General features: G+C 72.4%; 12 protein-coding genes. 10 read left to right on the forward strand and 2 right to left on the reverse strand.

Annotation, left to right across the window (positions count from 1 at the left end; translation table 11 throughout):
* Positions 1-173 precede the first annotated feature (173 nt).
* Positions 174-446: a hypothetical protein gene (locus tag ACIO9J_RS40480; RefSeq protein WP_079044039.1), complete on the reverse strand. Its 273-nt coding sequence runs from the start codon at positions 444-446 to the stop codon at positions 174-176.
* Positions 447-954: 508 nt separating this feature from the next.
* On the opposite strand from ACIO9J_RS40480, the gene ACIO9J_RS40485 reads away from it, so the two are divergent.
* The 4 genes from ACIO9J_RS40485 (at position 955) to ACIO9J_RS40500 (ending at position 7,121) form a co-directional block, all read left to right on the forward strand.
* Positions 955-2,499, forward strand: coding sequence for a DUF4331 domain-containing protein (locus ACIO9J_RS40485; RefSeq protein WP_402010372.1), 1,545 nt, complete (start codon positions 955-957; stop codon positions 2,497-2,499).
* Positions 2,496-3,818: a hypothetical protein gene (locus ACIO9J_RS40490; RefSeq protein ID WP_402010373.1), complete on the forward strand. Its 1,323-nt coding sequence runs from the start codon at positions 2,496-2,498 to the stop codon at positions 3,816-3,818. The genes ACIO9J_RS40485 and ACIO9J_RS40490 overlap by 4 nt, the downstream gene beginning before the upstream one ends.
* A gap of 89 nt (positions 3,819-3,907) precedes the next feature.
* On the forward strand, positions 3,908-5,365 hold the full coding sequence (locus ACIO9J_RS40495) for a nickel transporter (protein ID WP_402010374.1): 1,458 nt from the start codon (positions 3,908-3,910) through the stop codon (positions 5,363-5,365).
* Between the two features lie 31 nt (positions 5,366-5,396).
* Positions 5,397-7,121, forward strand: a complete 1,725-nt coding sequence (locus tag ACIO9J_RS40500; protein WP_402010375.1) for a serine/threonine-protein kinase — start codon at positions 5,397-5,399, stop codon at positions 7,119-7,121.
* Here ACIO9J_RS40500 and ACIO9J_RS40505 read toward each other — a convergent pair.
* Entirely contained in the window at positions 7,105-7,926 is an 822-nt protein-coding gene (locus ACIO9J_RS40505; RefSeq protein ID WP_402010376.1) for an SGNH/GDSL hydrolase family protein, read from the reverse strand. The two genes, ACIO9J_RS40500 and ACIO9J_RS40505, sit on opposite strands and share 17 nt — an antisense overlap.
* Before the next feature lie 234 nt (positions 7,927-8,160).
* Between ACIO9J_RS40505 and ACIO9J_RS40510 the strand changes: the two genes are divergently transcribed.
* From ACIO9J_RS40510 to ACIO9J_RS40535, 6 genes are all read left to right on the forward strand, one after another.
* Positions 8,161-8,589, forward strand: a complete 429-nt coding sequence (locus ACIO9J_RS40510; RefSeq protein ID WP_402010378.1) for a hypothetical protein — start codon at positions 8,161-8,163, stop codon at positions 8,587-8,589.
* A gap of 1 nt (position 8,590) precedes the next feature.
* On the forward strand, positions 8,591-9,691 hold the full coding sequence (locus ACIO9J_RS40515; RefSeq protein ID WP_402010380.1) for a GNAT family N-acetyltransferase: 1,101 nt from the start codon (positions 8,591-8,593) through the stop codon (positions 9,689-9,691).
* Between the two features lie 363 nt (positions 9,692-10,054).
* Positions 10,055-10,882 carry a glycosyltransferase family 2 protein gene (locus tag ACIO9J_RS40520; protein ID WP_402010382.1) on the forward strand — a complete coding sequence of 276 codons (828 nt, stop codon included), beginning with the start codon at positions 10,055-10,057 and terminating at the stop codon, positions 10,880-10,882.
* A gap of 8 nt (positions 10,883-10,890) precedes the next feature.
* Complete coding sequence (locus ACIO9J_RS40525; protein WP_402010535.1) at positions 10,891-11,883, forward strand: glycosyltransferase family 2 protein; 993 nt, start codon at positions 10,891-10,893, stop codon at positions 11,881-11,883.
* Complete coding sequence (locus tag ACIO9J_RS40530) at positions 11,876-12,679, forward strand: polysaccharide deacetylase family protein (protein ID WP_402010384.1); 804 nt, start codon at positions 11,876-11,878, stop codon at positions 12,677-12,679. Before ACIO9J_RS40525 ends, ACIO9J_RS40530 begins: the two co-directional genes overlap by 8 nt.
* The gene (locus tag ACIO9J_RS40535; RefSeq protein WP_402010386.1) at positions 12,672-16,577 is read left to right on the forward strand and encodes a lipopolysaccharide biosynthesis protein; all 3,906 of its coding nucleotides are present in this window, start codon (positions 12,672-12,674) and stop codon (positions 16,575-16,577) included. The genes ACIO9J_RS40530 and ACIO9J_RS40535 overlap by 8 nt, the downstream gene beginning before the upstream one ends.
* Positions 16,578-16,586 lie beyond the last annotated feature (9 nt).

Consider the following 16,586-nt stretch of genomic DNA (forward strand, 5'->3'; position numbering starts at 1 on the left):
GGGGGGGGGGGCGTCGTGGGCCCCGGGCTCCCTAAACACACCCACGGGGGGGCCGTGGGGTTGTGGGGGGGGGGGGGTTAAAAAAAAACTGGGGGGGGGGGGGGGGGGGGGGGGGGCCCTGGGCAGCCGGCCGCCGCGGTGCGGCGGTTCAGTACCCCCAGACCACCCGCGGTCTAGCGACGACCCCCGAAAAGCGACCGACGCAACCGGCGCAGCGGCGCGAAGAGCGAGACACGCCTCACTCGGGCACCCCTGCTGCTGCGGGCGTGCGCGGCATCACGCGAGGTGAGCTCACGCATCAGCAACGTCGCCTCGTGCGACTCGCGCTGCGGGACGGCGGGACCGCCCAGCACCGAGAGATGGCGGTCGAGGCGCGAGCTGGTCGCGCTGCTCCCACAGGTGATCGCAGGGACACGCGCCCTGCTGCGCACCGTTATCTGTTCCATGTCACTCCCCACCCGTACGAGGGCACCCGGCCCAGGGCAGGTTAACCCTATCGCCCCATCGTGACACTCGTGTATCCCGGTCGCAGGATTCACCTCCCCCACAAGGAGGTTGACGATTACTCTCCGAATACAACTGATTCCAGGGCGAGTTGGACATCCTGCCTAAGGGTGTGCCGGACGGCGGCCCCGCCGCCCCGCGCCGCCCCGCAGCCGCCCCACAGAGCGGCTGCGGCGACCTCGGCCCCCGATCCGCGCAGGTCCCCGGGGTCCGCGCGGCCGCCGCCCCCGACGTGGCCCATCTCACGTGCGCAGGTTCCGCGACCGGGGCCTGATGCGTCCGCCGTACCCGGCCCCGCCACCTGTCGCACGGAGCGGACGACAGGAGGCCGGGCCTCGCCGCGCGCCCCCAATCCACCCGGTCCGCCGTCCCGAATGGCCTTGTGTCAGGCGGCCCCCGGCACGCACGGGCGGTCGCGCAGGGCACCACAGGGACACGAGGACAAACGCGATGACAGCAATCGCCAGGACCGGGACGGGGCGGCGCGGGCTCGCCGCCCTCGTCTGCGGTGCGCTGGCCACCGGAGGGCTCACGGCCGCCGGGGTGAGCGCGCTGGAACCGGGGGCCGCCGGGGCCTCCAGCCACCGGGAGGCCCCGCTGATATCGGGGCAGCCCCCGTACGACAACACGGACGTGTACGCGTTCGTCAGCCCCGACAAGCCCGACACCACGACGATCGTGGCGAACTGGATCCCCTTCGAGGAACCCGCGGGCGGGCCCAACTTCTACCCGTTCCCCGAGGACGCCCGGTACGACGTGCACATCGACAGCGACGGGGACGCGCAGGGCGACCTGATCTACCGGTGGACGTTCGACACCCGGGTCAGGAACAAGGACACCTTCCTCTACAACACCGGCCAGGTGACCAGCCTGGACGACCCCGACCTCAACATCTCCCAGACGTACGACATCGATCTGCTGAAGCTGGACCACCAGAAGGTCGTCTCCACCAAGAAGATCGCCGACGATCTGCCGGTCGCCCCCTCGCACGTGGGCAAGGCGTCGATGCCCGACTACAAGAAGCTGCGCGACCAGGCCGTGCGGCAGGTCTCCGGCGGCGGCACCTCCTACGTGGGGCAGGCCGACGATCCCTTCTTCCTGGACCTGCGGGTCTTCGACCTGCTGTACGGCGGAAACCTCTCCGAGGTCGGCAGGGACACGCTCAAGGGCTACAACGTGAACACCGTCGCCCTCCAGGTGCCGAGCGCCGACATACGCCAGTCCGCCGCGCAGCCGACGGTCGGCATCTGGTCGACGACGCAGCGCAAGAACGCCGAGGGCGACTGGACGCAGGTGTCGCGGCTCGGCAGCCCGCTGGTCAACGAGGTGGTCGTGCCGCTGCGCGACAAGGACGAGTTCAACGCGTCGTCGCCCTGGAAGGACGCCGACTTCCTGCCCTATGTGCAGCGGCCCGAGCTGGCGAAGCTCCTGGAGAAGTTCTACAAGGTCAAGGCTCCCGACGAGCCGCGCAAGGACCTGGTCTCCGTCTTCCTGACCGGAGTGAAGGGGCTCAACCAGCCGCCCGGCGTGCGCCCCGCGGAGGCGCTGCGCCTCAACACCTCCGTCAAGCCCGCCGCCGACCCCGAGCGGCTCGGCGTCCTGGACGGCGACAACGCGGGATTCCCCAACGGACGGCGGCTCACCGACGACGTCGTCGACATCGAGTTGCAGGCCGTCGCCGGTGAACTGGTCGGCGCCGAGAACGACTTGGGCGACGCGGTGAACGCCAACGACCGGGCGTTCGGCGGGACCTTCCCGTATCTGGCGCTGCCCACGGCCGGATCCCGCGGACCACTGGCGGGCAAGGGCGGCAAGGACGACGCGGCCGGTGGCTCCGCGCGCGACGCGCTCGTCGGCGGCGGCGCCGAAACGGCGTCCGCGTCGGGCGGCACCAGTGACGCGGTCCTGATCGGCTCCGCGGCGGCGGGCACCGCGGGCGTGCTCCTCGTGGGACTCGGCCTCCTGTGGTGGCGCAGGCGGGGGCGGGCCACTTGAGCACGGCACGCGGTACGGCGCGCACCGCCGCGGCCGTCGTGGCCCTGGCACTCGCCCTCACGGGAGGTGCCGTCGCACTCGGCGGCGGCGCGGGGGCCGGGCGGCCCCCCGCCGCGGCCGGGCCCGCCGTGCCGAGCGCGCTGCCCGGGGACGGCGACCTGGACCGGGGCGTGGCCGCCCTGCGGGCCCATCTGCGGGCCCAGCCACGGGACTTCGTCTCCTGGGCGACGCTCGGCACGGCCCACGTGGAACAGGCCCGCACGCGCGGTGACCCGGCCCTGTACGACGCGGCCGACCGTGCCATCGGCCGGTCCCTGCGGCTTCGCCCCGGCAACGACGCGGCGCTCGCGGGGCGCGCCGCGGTGGCCGCCGCCCGGCACGACTTCCGCGGCGCGCTGCGCCACGCCTCGGCCGCACTCGCCGAGAACCCCTACAACGAGCGGGCGTTGGCCTCCCGCATCGACGCCCTGGTCGAACTCGGGCGCTACGCCGACGCGGCCCGCGCCGCCCGCACGGCGGACGCCCGGCGGCCCGGGGTGCCGGTGTTCACGCGCTACGCCTACGTACGGGAACTGCGCGGCGACGTCACGACGGCCCGGCGCGTCCTTGAGCAGGCCCTGGCGGGCGCCACGGCCCCGGGGGACGTGGCGTACGTGTCGACCGCGCTGGGCCAACTCGCCTGGCGCCAGGGCGACTACACGGGCGCACTGCGGCGCTGCGGGGCCGCACTGCGGGCGGACTCCGGGTATCTGCCGGCCCGGGAGTGCCGGGCCAGGGCGCGGGCGGCCCTCGGCGACGGGGCGGCGGCGATCGCCGAGCTGCGCGAGGTGGTGGCCCGCCAGGCGCTGCCGGGTCCGCTCATCGCGCTCGGCGAGCTGTACGAGGCACGGGGCGAACGGGACCGGGCCCGCGAGCAGTACCGCCTGGTGGACGCCTGGGTCGCGCTCGCCCGCGCGCACGGCGTCGAGGCGGACCTGGACACGGCACTCGCCGCGGCCGACCACGGGGACGCGGCGGCGGCCCTGCGGGCGGCACGGGCGGAGTGGGCCCGCCGCGAGACCGTCCACACGGCCGACGCGCTCGGCTGGGCACTGCACGTCAACGGACAGGACGAGGAGGCGCTCCGCTACGTCCGCCGGGCCACGGCGACGGGCTTCGGCGAGGCGTCCTTCCGCTACCACCGAGGCATCGTCGAACGCGCCACGGGCCATCCGGAGGCGGCCCGCAGGTCCCTGCGGGCGGCGCTGCGCGAGAACCCGGGCTTCTCGCCGCTGGGGGCGGCGAAGGCGCGGGACGCGTTGCGGGAGTTGGGGGGTTAGCCGTGGGGCTCTGGAGGGGACGGCAGGGTCGGGGCGGTCGGGGCGCCCGGCGGGTGCGGTCCGGGTGCGGCGCGGTTCTGGTCCTCCTGGTGTGGGGACTGGGCGGCGGGGTGGCGCTGGCGCATCCGTTGGGGAACTTCACGGTCAACCACTACGACGGACTCGTGGTCGAGCCGGGCCGGTTGCGGGTGGAGCACGTGGAGGACCTCGCCGAGATCCCCGCCACCCAGGCGGGGCCCCGCATCCGCGAGGTGGGCCGGCAGCGCTGGGCGTGGGAACGGTGCCGGGCGGCCGCCGGGGACGCGCGGGCCGACGTGGACGGGCGGCGCGCGCCGCTGCGGGTCGGGGACGCCCGGGTCCGGGTCCGCCCGGGTCAGGCGGGCCTCGACACCCTGCGCGTGGAGTGCGCGCTGACCGCTCCCCTGCCCCGCGACAGGGCCGTCGAACTCCGGTTCGCGGGCGGGGAGTCCGAAACCGGCGGCTGGCGTGAGATCACCGCCCGCGGCGACCGGATGACGCTCGCCCGCTCCGACGTACCCGAGGACTCCCCCTCGCGGCGGCTGACCCGCTACCCGGCGGAGCTCCGGTCCGACCCGCCCGCGACCGCGACCGCGGACCTGCGGATCGTGCCCGGCGGACCCGCCCCCGACGAGACCGGCAGGACCGGCGAGTTCGGCAAGGCGGAGCGGGCCGCGGACGCGCAGGACGTCTCCGTGCTCCCGCGCGGCGCCGACCGGTGGACGCGGGCGCTCACCGGGCTGGTCGGCAGGCACCGGCTCACGCCCGCCTTCGCCGCGCTCGCCCTCGGCACGGCCGTGCTCCTCGGCGCCCTGCACGCGCTCGCGCCGGGCCACGGCAAGACGCTGATGGCCGCCACCGCGGCCGCCCGGGGCCGGGCGTCCGTGCGGGACGTGCTGCCCCTCGCCGCCTCGGTGACGGTCACCCACACCCTCGGCGTGGTCGCGCTCGGCCTGCTGGTGAGCGGCAGTTCGGCCGCGGGTCCCTCGGTCGTCGCCTGGCTCGGCGTGACCAGCGGGGTGCTCGTCACGGGCGCGGGCGCCCTCCTCGTACGCAGGGCGTGGCGACGCCGCGGCAGCCCCGCGGGCCACACCCATGACCACGCGCACCCGCATCCACATCCGCGTCCCCACGGCCACCCGCACGACCACACTCCCCCGCGCCCCCACCCCCACCACCACGGGCCCGCCGGAGGCGGCGTGCGCGGTGCCCTCTTCCTCGGGTTCGCGGGCGGGCTCGTGCCCAGTCCCTCCGCCGTGGTCGTGCTGGTCGGCGCCACCGCGCTCGGCGCCGCCTGGTTCGGGCTGCTGCTGGTGGTGGCGTACGGCGCGGGGCTCGCCCTGACGCTCACGACGGCCGGGTTCCTCGTGGTCCGCGCGGGGGCCTTCGCGCACGGACGGCTCGGCGGCGCGGTGCCGGCGGGGCTGCGGCGGGCCGCCGGACGGTTCCTGCCGCTGGGTTCGGCCTGCGTGGTGCTCGCCCTCGGGTGTGGATTGGTGCTCAAGGGGGCCGCAACAGCGCTCGGTTGAGCTACTTTTGTTCAGAATCGCACCGCTGCGAATGGGGGCGCCCGTGAGCGAGGCAGAGCGCGTGATCGCGGGGCGTTACCGCCTCCTGACCCCACTGGGCGAGGGCGGCATGGGCACGGTCTGGAGAGCCAGGGACGAGGTGCTCGGGCGCGAGGTGGCCGTCAAGGAGGTGCGGGCGCCCGCCGGGCTCCCCGCCGACGAGGTGGAGCGGCTCTACGCCCGTCTGGAGCGCGAGGCCTGGGCCGCGGCCCGTATCCCGCACCGCAATGTGGTCACGGTCTACGACGTGGCGAACGAGGGCGGCCGCCCCTGGATCGTCATGGAGATCGTGCGCGGGCTCTCCCTCTCGGACGTGCTCGACGCCGAGGGGCCGCTGCCCCCGCAGCGCGCCGCGCACATCGGCGCCGAGGTGCTCGCGGCCCTGCGCGCCGCCCACGACGCGGGCGTGCTGCACCGCGACGTCAAGCCGGGCAACGTACTGATCGCCAATGACGGCCGGGTCGTCCTGACCGACTTCGGGATCGCGACGGTCGAGGGCAGCTCGGCCCTGACGATGACGGGCGAGGTCGTCGGATCGCCCGAATTCCTCGCTCCCGAACGGGCGTTGGGGCAGCGGCCGGGACCCGCGTCCGACCTGTGGTCGCTCGGCGTGCTGCTCTACGCCGCCGTGGAGGGCAGTTCGCCGTTCCGCCAGGACACCCCGCTGAGCACGCTGCGCGCGGTGGTGGACGAGGAGCTGCCGCCGGCCCGTGACGCGGGGCCGCTGGCGCACGTCATCCAGGGGCTGCTCCACAAGGACCCGGCCGAGCGGATGTCGGCCGACGAGGCCGAGCGCGAGCTGCGCCTGGTGGCTTCGGGCGCGGCCCCGCGCACCGGGCCCGCCTTCCCGTACCCGCCGACGGTCACGGCCGAGCGGGGCCCTTACGCACCGACCCCGCCCGCACCCCTGCCGGTGGCCTCGCCCCATCCGGCGCCGGGTTCCGCGTACGGTACGGCGCCGACGACGGCGACGGGGACGGCAGGGGCCAAGCGCTCCCGCCGGACGGTCTTCGTGCTCGTCGCGGGCGTGATCGCGCTGGCGCTCGCCCTGGGCGGCCTGGCGTACGCGCTGATGAACCGCGACAACGGCGGGGACGGCCAGTCGACCGGCGTGGGCGGGGGCGGCACCTCCGGCGGCAAGTCCGGGGGCAGCAGTACGTCAGCGGGCTCGAACGCCGGTTCAGGAAGCGGTGGTTCGAGCAGCTCGGCGACCGGCGACGGCGGCTCGAACGGCGGCTCGTCCCACGGCGGGAGCGGGAACAACGGCAACGGGGGCAACGGCGGGAGCAGCACCCCGGCCCAGTCCGTGAAGGTGCACGTCTCCGGGGCCAACACCCGGTACGAGGGGCCCTGTCCGCCGACGTCCGGTCAGGCGCCGGTGTTCACGGCGACGTTCACGGTCGGGCGGGTCCCGGTCACGGTCGAGTACCGCTGGGTCACGGGGTCGGGCGAGCCGAGCGACCCCGGCTGGAAGACGCTGGCGTTCTCGACGGGGACGGGCAAGACACGGACGGTCAACCACGTCGAGACGGCGTACGACAAGGGGGGCGGGACGTACGAGAACACCATCGCCGTGGAGGTGCGCGGCCCGGTGCGGGTGACGTCCAACTCGGTGTCGTACTCGGTCACCTGCGCGAAGGAGACCCCGACGGGCGGGGCCTCCTCCTCTTCGCCAGGTGGGTACGGCGGATCGGCGGGTATCACGCAGCCGCGGTGAAGACCGGCAGGTAGGCGCCGGAGTGGCCGGGGGCCGTGGGGTGGTAGGACTCGCTGGGGTTGAGCCACTCCACGCTGTGCAGCCAGGGGCTGCCCGAGCAGATCTCGTGTCCGGTGAACGCGGACGTGACATCGGCGAACGTGAAGCCGTGGTCGGCGGCGCGCTTCTCGGTGGCCGCGTTCAGGTAGTCGGCCGCGTCGTTGATCGCGGACCGCTCCTTCTCCGAGAGACCGGCCGCGCACTGGCCGTTGAGCTTGTAGAAGCGGGGGTAGCCGAGGACGACGACGTGGGCGGCGGGGGCCTTGGCCTCGATCGCCGAGTAGACCTTGTCGAGGTTGCCGGGCAGCGTGGAGTCGACGAAGGCGCGCGCCTGGTTGACCCGCGCCAGACAGTTGGCGTCGGACTGGAGCACACAGGTCGTCATGACGTCGGCGAAGCCCGCGTCGTTGCCGCCGACCGAGAGCGAGACCAGGCCGGTGCCGGAGCCGAGCGGGCCGAGCTGGTTGGCCAGGACGTCACTCGTACGAGCGCCCGAGCAAGCGGTGAAGTTGAAGCTGGAGGGTGAGTTGGCGGCCGCCCACAGCACGGGGTACGCGACCTTGCTGCGCTTGCAGTTGCCGCTCGCGCTGTCGTAACTGCCGGCGCCGACGCCCGATGCGTAGGAATCGCCGAGGGCCACATAGCCGGTGGCAGCGGCCTTTTGATCGGTCGACTGGTCCGCCTGTGCCGCCGCGGCCCCGGTAAGGGCAAAGGCGAGGGCGAGGAGGAGCGAGGACATGTATGCCGTGATTCGGGACAATCTCATGGAACCTCCCTTAGCAGGATTTCTGCCTCGTCAGTGATAGCACGCACCACCAGTAACGGGTAGTGGGCATGTCAATGAATTCGTCAACAAGTTCCCTTCCCGTAGGCGGAGTTCATCCGCCGAATAAGGGGTCCGACAGGAACATCTCCACACTCCCTCCGCATCTTGACGGGCCGCCCGGGACTGCGCGACATTGAAGCCCGGCATCCGGCGCTTCGGGGGGCAAAGTCGCCCATGCAGACCATTGGCACCAAGGCACTGTCATCAGACACCGAACGGCAGATCGGGCAAGGTCGACGACAGGACCTGCCGCCCCTGCTCGCGGGGGTCGCCGTCGCCGTGGGAGGCGTCGGGGCGACGCTCGCGCTCATCGATCTGTCCTCGCCGCTGCGCGGCCCGTTCGTCCTCTTCTTCCTGCTCGTCGCGCCCGCCGCGGCCTGCTGGCACGCGCTGCGCGCACTGACGCCATGGGGCCGGATCGTGGCTTCCGCATCGGGGTCGGTCGCGGTCAACCTCCTTGTGGCACAGGCCATGCTGGCGCTGCATGTGTGGTCGGTGCGCGGCGGCGTCGTCGCCGTGACCGTGTTCAGCTCGCTCACCCTCCTGCTGGTACTGCTACGGCGTGCGCGCCGCCGTACTACGGAGAGAAGGCGGACCTCCTGACGTGGACATCACCGTGCACCGCCCCGGGGAACTGACCGCGGCCGACCGGGCCGCGTGGACCGCGTTCCAGTCCAAGGCCCATCTCAACGGCTCGCCGGAGCTGGCGAACCCCTTCCTGTCGCCGGAGTTCACACTCGCGATGGGGCAGGCGAGACGCGGGGTGTACATCGCGGTGGTGCGCGAGGACGGCGAGCCGGCCGCGTTCTTCCCGTTCCAGAGATCCATCACCGGCGTCGGCCGGGCCATCGGCCTGGGCCTCTCCGACTGCCAGGGCCTGGTGCACCGGCCCGGCTTCGGATGGGACGCCCGGGAGCTGCTGCGGGCCTGCGGGCTCGCCGTCTGGGAATTCGATCATCTGGCGGGCGGCCAGGGAGCGTTCGAGGCGGGCGCCTACGCCACCTTCCCCTCCCCCGTCATGGACCTCGACCAGGGGTTCGACGCCTACCTCGAGCAGCTGCACGAGCGCGCGTCGAAGTTCGCCCGGCGCACGCTGGCGAAGGAGCGAAGACTCGTCCGCGACCACGGCGCGGTCCGCTACGTGCACGACGAGCGCGACCCCGCGGTCCTGGCCACCCTGATGGGCTGGAAGTCCGCCCAGTACCGCAGGACGGGCCGCAGCGACCGCTTCGCGCACCCCTGGATCAGCCAGCTGGTACGCCGCCTCTTCCACACCAGGTCCGACTCGTTCGCCGGGATCCTGTCCGTCCTGTACGCGGCCGACGTGCCGGTAGCGGCCCACTTCGGGCTACGCACCGAACGGGTGCTCGTCAATTGGTTCCCCGCCTACGATCCCGCCTACGGGCGATATTCGCCGGGCATGACGATGCACCTGCACATGGCCGAGGCGGCGGCCGCCGACGGCATCGCGTATCTGGATCTCGGCCGCGGCCAGAAGGCCTACAAGGACTCCCTCAAGACGCGGGAACTCGCCGTCTCCGAGGGGTGGGTGGCGCTGCGCCACCCCGTGGCATTCGGACACCGGGCGCACCGCGCCCCGGTCCGGGCGCTGCGCAACACGGTGGTGTCGCGACCGGAACTCTTCGAGCCGGCCGACAAATTGCTCAAGAGATTGGGCAAAATTCGATCACTGGGACGTGAATAGCACCGTCCGAATGTGACCGCATAGATTACTCAAATCATCAAAAACGTGAGGCCACGTTCCAGGTCTTGCCATACAGTCTCAATCGTCAATACCGTCGTACATCCACCCGCATACGGTCCATCACGCAATGCGATCTAGGGGAGGGCTCAAGGTCGCGATGGTGCCCGTGCGGGGCGCGGTAGGGGGGTGCCGTGCCCGGTGATCGGAATTCAGCCGGGTCACGTCCCGCGCAATGCCAGCTCACTCGGCATGCACGGAGATCCATTTCGTCATGCTCGTGTGAGAACCCCCCTTTCGAACCGGATCAATTACCGGACCGCCCGGGGGCGGGCGGTCCACCGGACGAGAGGGACCAACGGACTCATGACTTCTTTCGTGCGCCCGGCGGACGCCGGGCAGGAAGACCCGTTAAACAAGATCTCGAGGAACTACCGGCCGATCTCCACCCACTTGGCGATCACGCCGCCGGTCAGCGTGGTCATACCCGCGATGAACGAGGCGGAGAACCTCCCGTACGTCTTCAAGACGCTGCCCGAGTGGATCCACGAGGTCGTCCTCGTGGACGGCAACTCCACGGACGACACGGTGGCCGTCGCCCGTGAGCTGTGGCCCGACGTGAAGGTCGTCCGCCAGCTCGGCAAGGGCAAGGGCGACGCCCTGATCACCGGCTTCGCCGCGTGCACGGGCGACATCATCGTGATGGTCGACGCCGACGGCTCCGCCGACGGCAGCGAGATCGTCTCCTACGTGTCCGCCCTCGTCTCGGGCGCGGACTTCGCCAAGGGCTCGCGGTTCGCCAACGGCGGCGGCACGGACGACATGACGCCCATCCGCAAGCTCGGCAACCACGTCCTGTGCTCGGTCGTCAACGCCAAATTCGGTGCCCGCTACACCGATTTGTGCTACGGCTACAACGCCTTCTGGCGGCACTGCCTCGACAAGATCGAGCTCGACTGCACCGGCTTCGAGGTCGAGACCCTGATGAACATCCGGGTCGTCAAGGCGGGCCTCAAGGTCCAGGAGATCCCCAGCCACGAATACCTGCGGATCCACGGCGCCAGCAACCTCAGAGCCGTCAGAGACGGCATCCGGGTGCTGAAGGTGATCCTCGCCGAGCGCTCCAACCGCCGTACGCAGCGGACGCGTTCGCGCGGGTTGCCGTTCCGCGAGGGTCAGGGAGAGGCGTCTTGAGCGCAGAGATGTCGGTCGTCGTCTGCGTGTACACCGAGGACCGCTGGGAGGACATCCTCGCGGCGGTCTCCTCCGTGCGCGCGCAGTCGCTGACGGCCCTGGAGACCCTTCTCGTGGTCGACCACAACACCGTGCTCCTGGACCGGCTCACCAGGGAGTACAAGGAGACCGAGGGGGTGCGGGTGCTCGCCAACGCGGGCCCCCGCGGCCTGTCGGCCGGGCGCAACACCGGCATCGCGGCAGCCCGCGGCGCCCTCGTCGCCTTCCTCGACGACGACGCCGTCGCCGAGCGGGACTGGCTGCGCCACTTCGCCGAGGCCTTCGACGACCCGGCCGTGCTGGCCGTCGGCGGACGCACCGTGCCCGTCTGGGAGTCCAGGCGCAGGCCCGCCTGGTTCCCCGAGGAGTTCGACTGGGTCGTCGGCTGCATGTACAAGGGGCACCCGAGGGGCCGGGTGCGGGTGCGCAACGTGCTCGGCGGGAACGCCGCGTTCCGGCGCACCGCCTTCGACGTGGCGGGCGGCTTCGCGACCGGCATCGGGCGGGACGGCGACAAGCGGCCGCTCGGCTGCGAGGAGACGGAGTTCTGCATCCGGCTCACCCGGGCCAGACCCGACGCGGTGCTCCTGATGGACGACCGCGCGGTGATCCACCACCGGGTGCCCGCCGCGCGGGAGCGGTTCCACTACTTCCGCACCCGGACCTACGCCGAGGGCCTCTCCAAGGCCCTGGTGTCCGCCAGCGTCGGCTCCGACAAGGGCCTTGAGTCGGAGCGCCGCTACACCACGCGCGTGCTGCCCGCCGGGGTCGTCCGCGGCCTGCGGGACGCCGTGCTCGGGCGTCCCGGCGGCGCGGGCCGGGCCTGCGCCATCGTGACGGGCGTGTGCGCCGCGGCGGGTGGGTACGTCATCGGGAGCGTCCGCGCGCGCAGGGCGGGCGCGACGTTCTCCGTGGCGGAGATCGGGGCCGACACGGGCGGCGAGGGGGCCCGGCATGAGTGAGAGACCCGTGCCGATACTGATGTACCACTCGGTGGCGCACGTGCCGAACGAGGCGACGCACGACCTGTCGGTGTCGCCCGCCGCGTTCGGGCACCAGATGGAGGTCCTCGGCGAGCGGGGCTTCACACCGCTCACCACCGACCAGCTGGCCGCCGCCTGGCGCTCCGCGGGCGCCCCACTGCCCGACCGCCCGGTCCTGATCACCTTCGACGACGGCTACGAGGGCGTGCACCGGTACGCGCTGCCCGTGCTCGCCAAGCACGGCTTCGCCTCCACCGTCTTCGTCGCCACCGGCTGGCTGCGCGGGAAGTACGACACCGGGGGCGGCCTCGACCGCATGCTCGACTGGGACCAGGTGCGCGAACTCGCCGCGGCGGGCGCCGAGATAGGGGGCCACAGCCACACCCACCCCGAACTCGACCAGCTCTCCGACAACGGGCTCCGCTTCGAGCTGCGGTCCTGCCGGGACATCATCACCGACGAGCTGGGCACCCGGCCCCGCTCACTGGCGTTCCCGTACGGCTACTCCAGCCGCCGGGTGCGCGAACGCGTGCGCGAGACGGGGTACGCCCAGTCCCTCGCCGTCGGCAATGCGCTGGCCCGCCGCGCCCAGGGGCCGTACGCCCTGCGGCGGATCACGGTGCGCCGCACCACCGAGACCGAGGAGTTCGAGCGGCTCGTCGAGGGCCGCGCGATCCACCGGAGTTTCGCCAGGGACCACGCCCTGACCAAGGGGTACGCCGTGGTCCGCCGAGCCCGACAGGTCCGCCGGAAGGCCATTAGTTCCCGTGTCTGACACGTCCACCGCCCAGGCCGACGTGACCGGCTCCGCGAGCCCGTCGGCGCGGCAGCCGGCCGCCAAGTCCGGCAGGCCCCGCAGAATGCGCCTGCCGGGGAGGGGCGACGGCGGCAGCCCGTTGTTCCGCAACGCCTACGCGCTGATGCTGAACACCGGCATCTCCGGCGTGCTCGGCGTCGGCTTCTGGCTGGCCGCCGCCCGGTACTACTCGGAGTCGGCGGTCGGCCAGGGCTCGGCGGCGATCGCGGCCATGAAGCTCCTCGCGGGCCTCACCGCGCTGACGCTGACGGGCGCCCTGGTCCGCTTCATCCCCGTCGCGGGCCGCGCCACCGGCAGGCTCATCTTCCGTACGTACGCGGGGAGTTCGGCCGCCGTGGCGCTCGCCGCCGCGGTCTTCCTGCTCACGCTCGACCTGTGGGGCCCCTCGTACCGCTTCCTGCACGGCCCCGTGCACGGCATCGGCTTCATCCTCGCCGTCGTCGCCTGGTCGCTCCTGACGCTCCAGGACGGCGTACTGACCGGCCTGCGCAACGCGCTGTGGGTGCCCGTCGGCAACACCGTCTTCTCGGTCGCCAAGCTCGGCCTTCTCATCGCGATCGCCACCGCCATCCCCACCGCGGGCGTCTTCGTCTCCTGGGTCGCCTCCATCCTCGTCTCGGTGATCCCGCTCGGCTGGCTGGTCTTCCGGCGCCTGGTGCCGCGCCATGTGAAGGCCACCGACGGCAAGGCGAAACCGCCGACGCTGCGCGAGATCGGCCGCTTCCTGGCCGGCGACTACACCGGCTCGCTCTTCTCGCTCGCCGTGGTCTACCTCGTCCCGGTGATCGTCGCCTCGCAGGTCAGCTCGGTCGACAACGCGTACTTCTACATCACCACCACCATCGGCGGCACCGTCAACCTGCTCGCCATCAACATGGGCGCTTCCCTCACCGTCGAGGGCGCGCACGACCCGGCGCTGCTCGCGGCCAACACCCGCTCCGCGCTGCGCCGGATGGCGATGATCATGCTGCCGGTGTGCGGGATCCTCTTCGTCGCCGCGCCCGTCGTGCTGAGCATGTTCGGCAAAGGGTACGCGGACGCGGCCACGCCGCTGCTGCGCTGGTTCGCGGTCGGCGCGCTCCTCAGGGTCGTCATGGAGACCTACTTCGCGGTGCAGCGCGCCCAGAGCAAGACCTCCGGGATCGCCTGGCTGCAGGGCCTGTTGTGCGTCCTGGTGCTCGGTCTGACGCTCATCCTGCTGCCGCGCATGGGCCTGACGGGCGCGGGCGTCGCGGAGATCTCCAGCCTCGCGGTGATCGTGGCGATCGCCGCGCCGAAGCTGTACCGCGTGACGCGTACGGCCCCCTCGGCCGGTGCCGCCGACGGCGCGGCGCCCGACGGCGACCTCGCCGACCTGGGCACGCCTGACGCGCCCGCCGAGCGGGTGCGGGCGGACGCCGTCGGGGCCCCGGCCAGGAGCAGGGAGCGGCACGGGCCCGCGTGGGCGCTGCGCGAGTCGCTGGACTCGGACACGCTCCACCTCGCCGTACAGGTCGACTTCGAACACCAGGAGCGCAGGCCGGACGTGCGGCCCGTGGCGGCGAGCGAGGGGGACGACATGGATCACCGGCCCACGTGGGCGCTGAGAACTCCCGCTCCCGGTCCGTCCTCCTCGGTGAAGCCCGCGCCGGTGGAGAAGCCCGAGCCGGTGGATGCGCCTGAGTTCCCTGTGACTCCTGCGGTCCCCGTGACCCCTATGGCCCCTGCGCCCTCTGGGACCTCTGCGACCTCTGCGACCTCTGAGGCGTCACCCGGCCCCGAAGACCCCGCCCGCGAAGTGCCGCTGCCCGAGGGCCCGTTGCCCGAGGGGCCCTTGCCCGAAGAAAACGACGCCCCCGAGAAGGCCCCGCGCCGCCGCGTCCTCGTCATGGCGCTGCTCCTGGCCACCGCGCTCGCCCTGTACTGGCTGCCGGTGCTCGGGCTCGGCGACAAGGACCTGGACCGCATGGGCGGGCTGGGTCTGATCTCCGTGCTGCCGCTGCCGACGCTCGCCGGCGCCGCGCTCCTGATCATCGTGTTCGCCGCGCTGCTCTGGACGGACAAGCCGGTCAAGGGCCTGCTCCTGGTGACGCTGCTGGCCACGGTGGTGTCGCTGCACGCGCTGCCCGCGGTCATCGAGAGCGAGCCGCGGTTCGCCACGGCCTGGCAGCACCTCGGCTTCCTGGAGTACATCGACAGGACCGGGTCCGCGGTGCCCGACCTGGACGCGCGCTGGAGCTGGCCCGGCTTCTTCGCCGCGGCCGCCTTCGTCGCACGGGCGTGCGGCGTCTCGGACATGACCGAGGTGATCCGCTGGTGGCCGCTGGCCATGCAACTGCTCTATCTGGCACCGATGTTCCTGCTCGTGCGCGCGATGCGGGCGGGCTGGCGCGCCAAGTGGGTCGGGCTGTGGATCTTCGTCCTGAGCGGCTGGGTGGGCCAGGACTACTTCTCGCCGCAGGGCTTCACGTATCTGCTCTACATCGCCTTCGTCGCGATCCTGCTCGTCTGGTTCCGGGCCCCGCGCGTGCTGTGGGCCAAGCGGCGCCCCGGCGAGACGGAGGTCGAGTCGACGGGCCGCAAGGAGCGCGCGCTCCTGCTGCTCGTCCTCATCGGGCTCTTCGCCGCGACGGTCCCCGCGCATCAGCTCACGCCGTTCGTGATGCTCGGCGTGCTCGCCGCCCTGGTCGTCTTCGGCCGTTCCGAACTGCGCGGTCTGCCGATCCTGTTCGGGGTCTTCGTCGCCGTGTGGCTGGGCTTCCTCGCCGAGCCGTACTGGTCGGGGCACTTCGACGAGCTGTTCGGCGGGGTGGGCGGCGTCGGCGGCAACGTGTCCTCGTCCGTCTCCGGGCGCATCGAGGGCGGCAGTTCGACGCATCAACTCGTGCTGTACGTGCGCGTGGCGATGGCCGGCGCCGTACTGGCGTTCGCCTGCTGGGGCTGGTGGCGGCGGCGCTTCTACAAGTACACCGAACGCTCGCTGCTCATCCTCACCTTCGTCCCGTTCCTGGGCTTCGGCATGCAGTCGTACGGCGGCGAGATGGCCCTGCGCGTCTTCATGTTCGCGCTGCCGGGCGCCTGTCTGCTCGCGGGCCTCGCGCTGTTCCCGCGCGCGGGACTGACCCCGGAGGAACGCGACCGCGACCGGGTCAGCCTCGCGCCGCTCGCCGCGCTGATGGCCGGGCTGCTCCTGATGGGCGGCTTCCTGGTGGCCCGCTGGGGCAACGAGTCCTTCGAACGGACCAGGCCCGGCGAGGTCACGGCCATGGAGTACGTGTACGCGCACGACGACCCGACGGTGCGGCTGCTCTGGATGAGCAACGACACGGTCGACAACGTGACGCCCGCGATGCCGTGGGGCGCCCGTGACATGGAGAAGGTCGAGTACGTCCCGACGCTCGCGCCCGCCGATCCGGTCCTGGTCTCCGGCCTGGTGAAGGCGCTCAAGGACGCGGGCCCCCACTCGTACCTGATGATCAACCGCAGCCAGACGGTCTACCTCCAGCTGGACGCGGGCTACGCGACGACGTGGGAGCCGCGGCTCATCCACAACCTCGACAACCGCCAGGAGCTCAAGAAGGTCTTCACCAACGACGACGCGACCCTCTACACGCTGCGCGAACAGCCGGACGGCAAGGTCGCGAAGGCCGCGCCGGGACCGATCGGTCCACAGGTCACCTGGACGCCCTGGTCGGTGGTCGGGGCGCTCGCGGCGGTCGCGCTGGTGCTGCTCCTCGCGGCGCGCGAGGTGGTGCGGGTGGCCACCGCGCCGAGCGTGCGGCAGCAGCGCCGCCTTCAGGGCAGCTTCTGGTTCTCGCTGCCGCTGCTCGCGGTGCTCGTCGCCTCGCTCATCCAGCGGTTCGTGACGATGGCGTGAGGGGGTGCC

Origin of the sequence: Streptomyces sp. NPDC087300, from assembly GCF_044744425.1 — a bacterium.
Lineage (GTDB): Bacteria > Actinomycetota > Actinomycetes > Streptomycetales > Streptomycetaceae > Streptomyces.

What these genes read in the sequence shown, in the direction of transcription:
- ACIO9J_RS40480 (WP_079044039.1), bottom strand. Translation starts at nt 446, where the DNA reads ATGGAACAGATAACGGTGCGCAGCAGGGCGCGTGTCCCTGCGATCACC.
- ACIO9J_RS40485 (WP_402010372.1), top strand. Translation starts at nt 955, where the DNA reads ATGACAGCAATCGCCAGGACCGGGACGGGGCGGCGCGGGCTCGCCGCC.
- ACIO9J_RS40500 (WP_402010375.1), top strand. Translation starts at nt 5,397, where the DNA reads ATGGGGGCGCCCGTGAGCGAGGCAGAGCGCGTGATCGCGGGGCGTTAC.
- ACIO9J_RS40505 (WP_402010376.1), bottom strand. Translation starts at nt 7,926, where the DNA reads ATGAGATTGTCCCGAATCACGGCATACATGTCCTCGCTCCTCCTCGCC.
- ACIO9J_RS40510 (WP_402010378.1), top strand. Translation starts at nt 8,161, where the DNA reads ATGCAGACCATTGGCACCAAGGCACTGTCATCAGACACCGAACGGCAG.
- ACIO9J_RS40520 (WP_402010382.1), top strand. Translation starts at nt 10,055, where the DNA reads ATGACTTCTTTCGTGCGCCCGGCGGACGCCGGGCAGGAAGACCCGTTA.
- ACIO9J_RS40525 (WP_402010535.1), top strand. Translation starts at nt 10,891, where the DNA reads ATGTCGGTCGTCGTCTGCGTGTACACCGAGGACCGCTGGGAGGACATC.
- ACIO9J_RS40530 (WP_402010384.1), top strand. Translation starts at nt 11,876, where the DNA reads ATGAGTGAGAGACCCGTGCCGATACTGATGTACCACTCGGTGGCGCAC.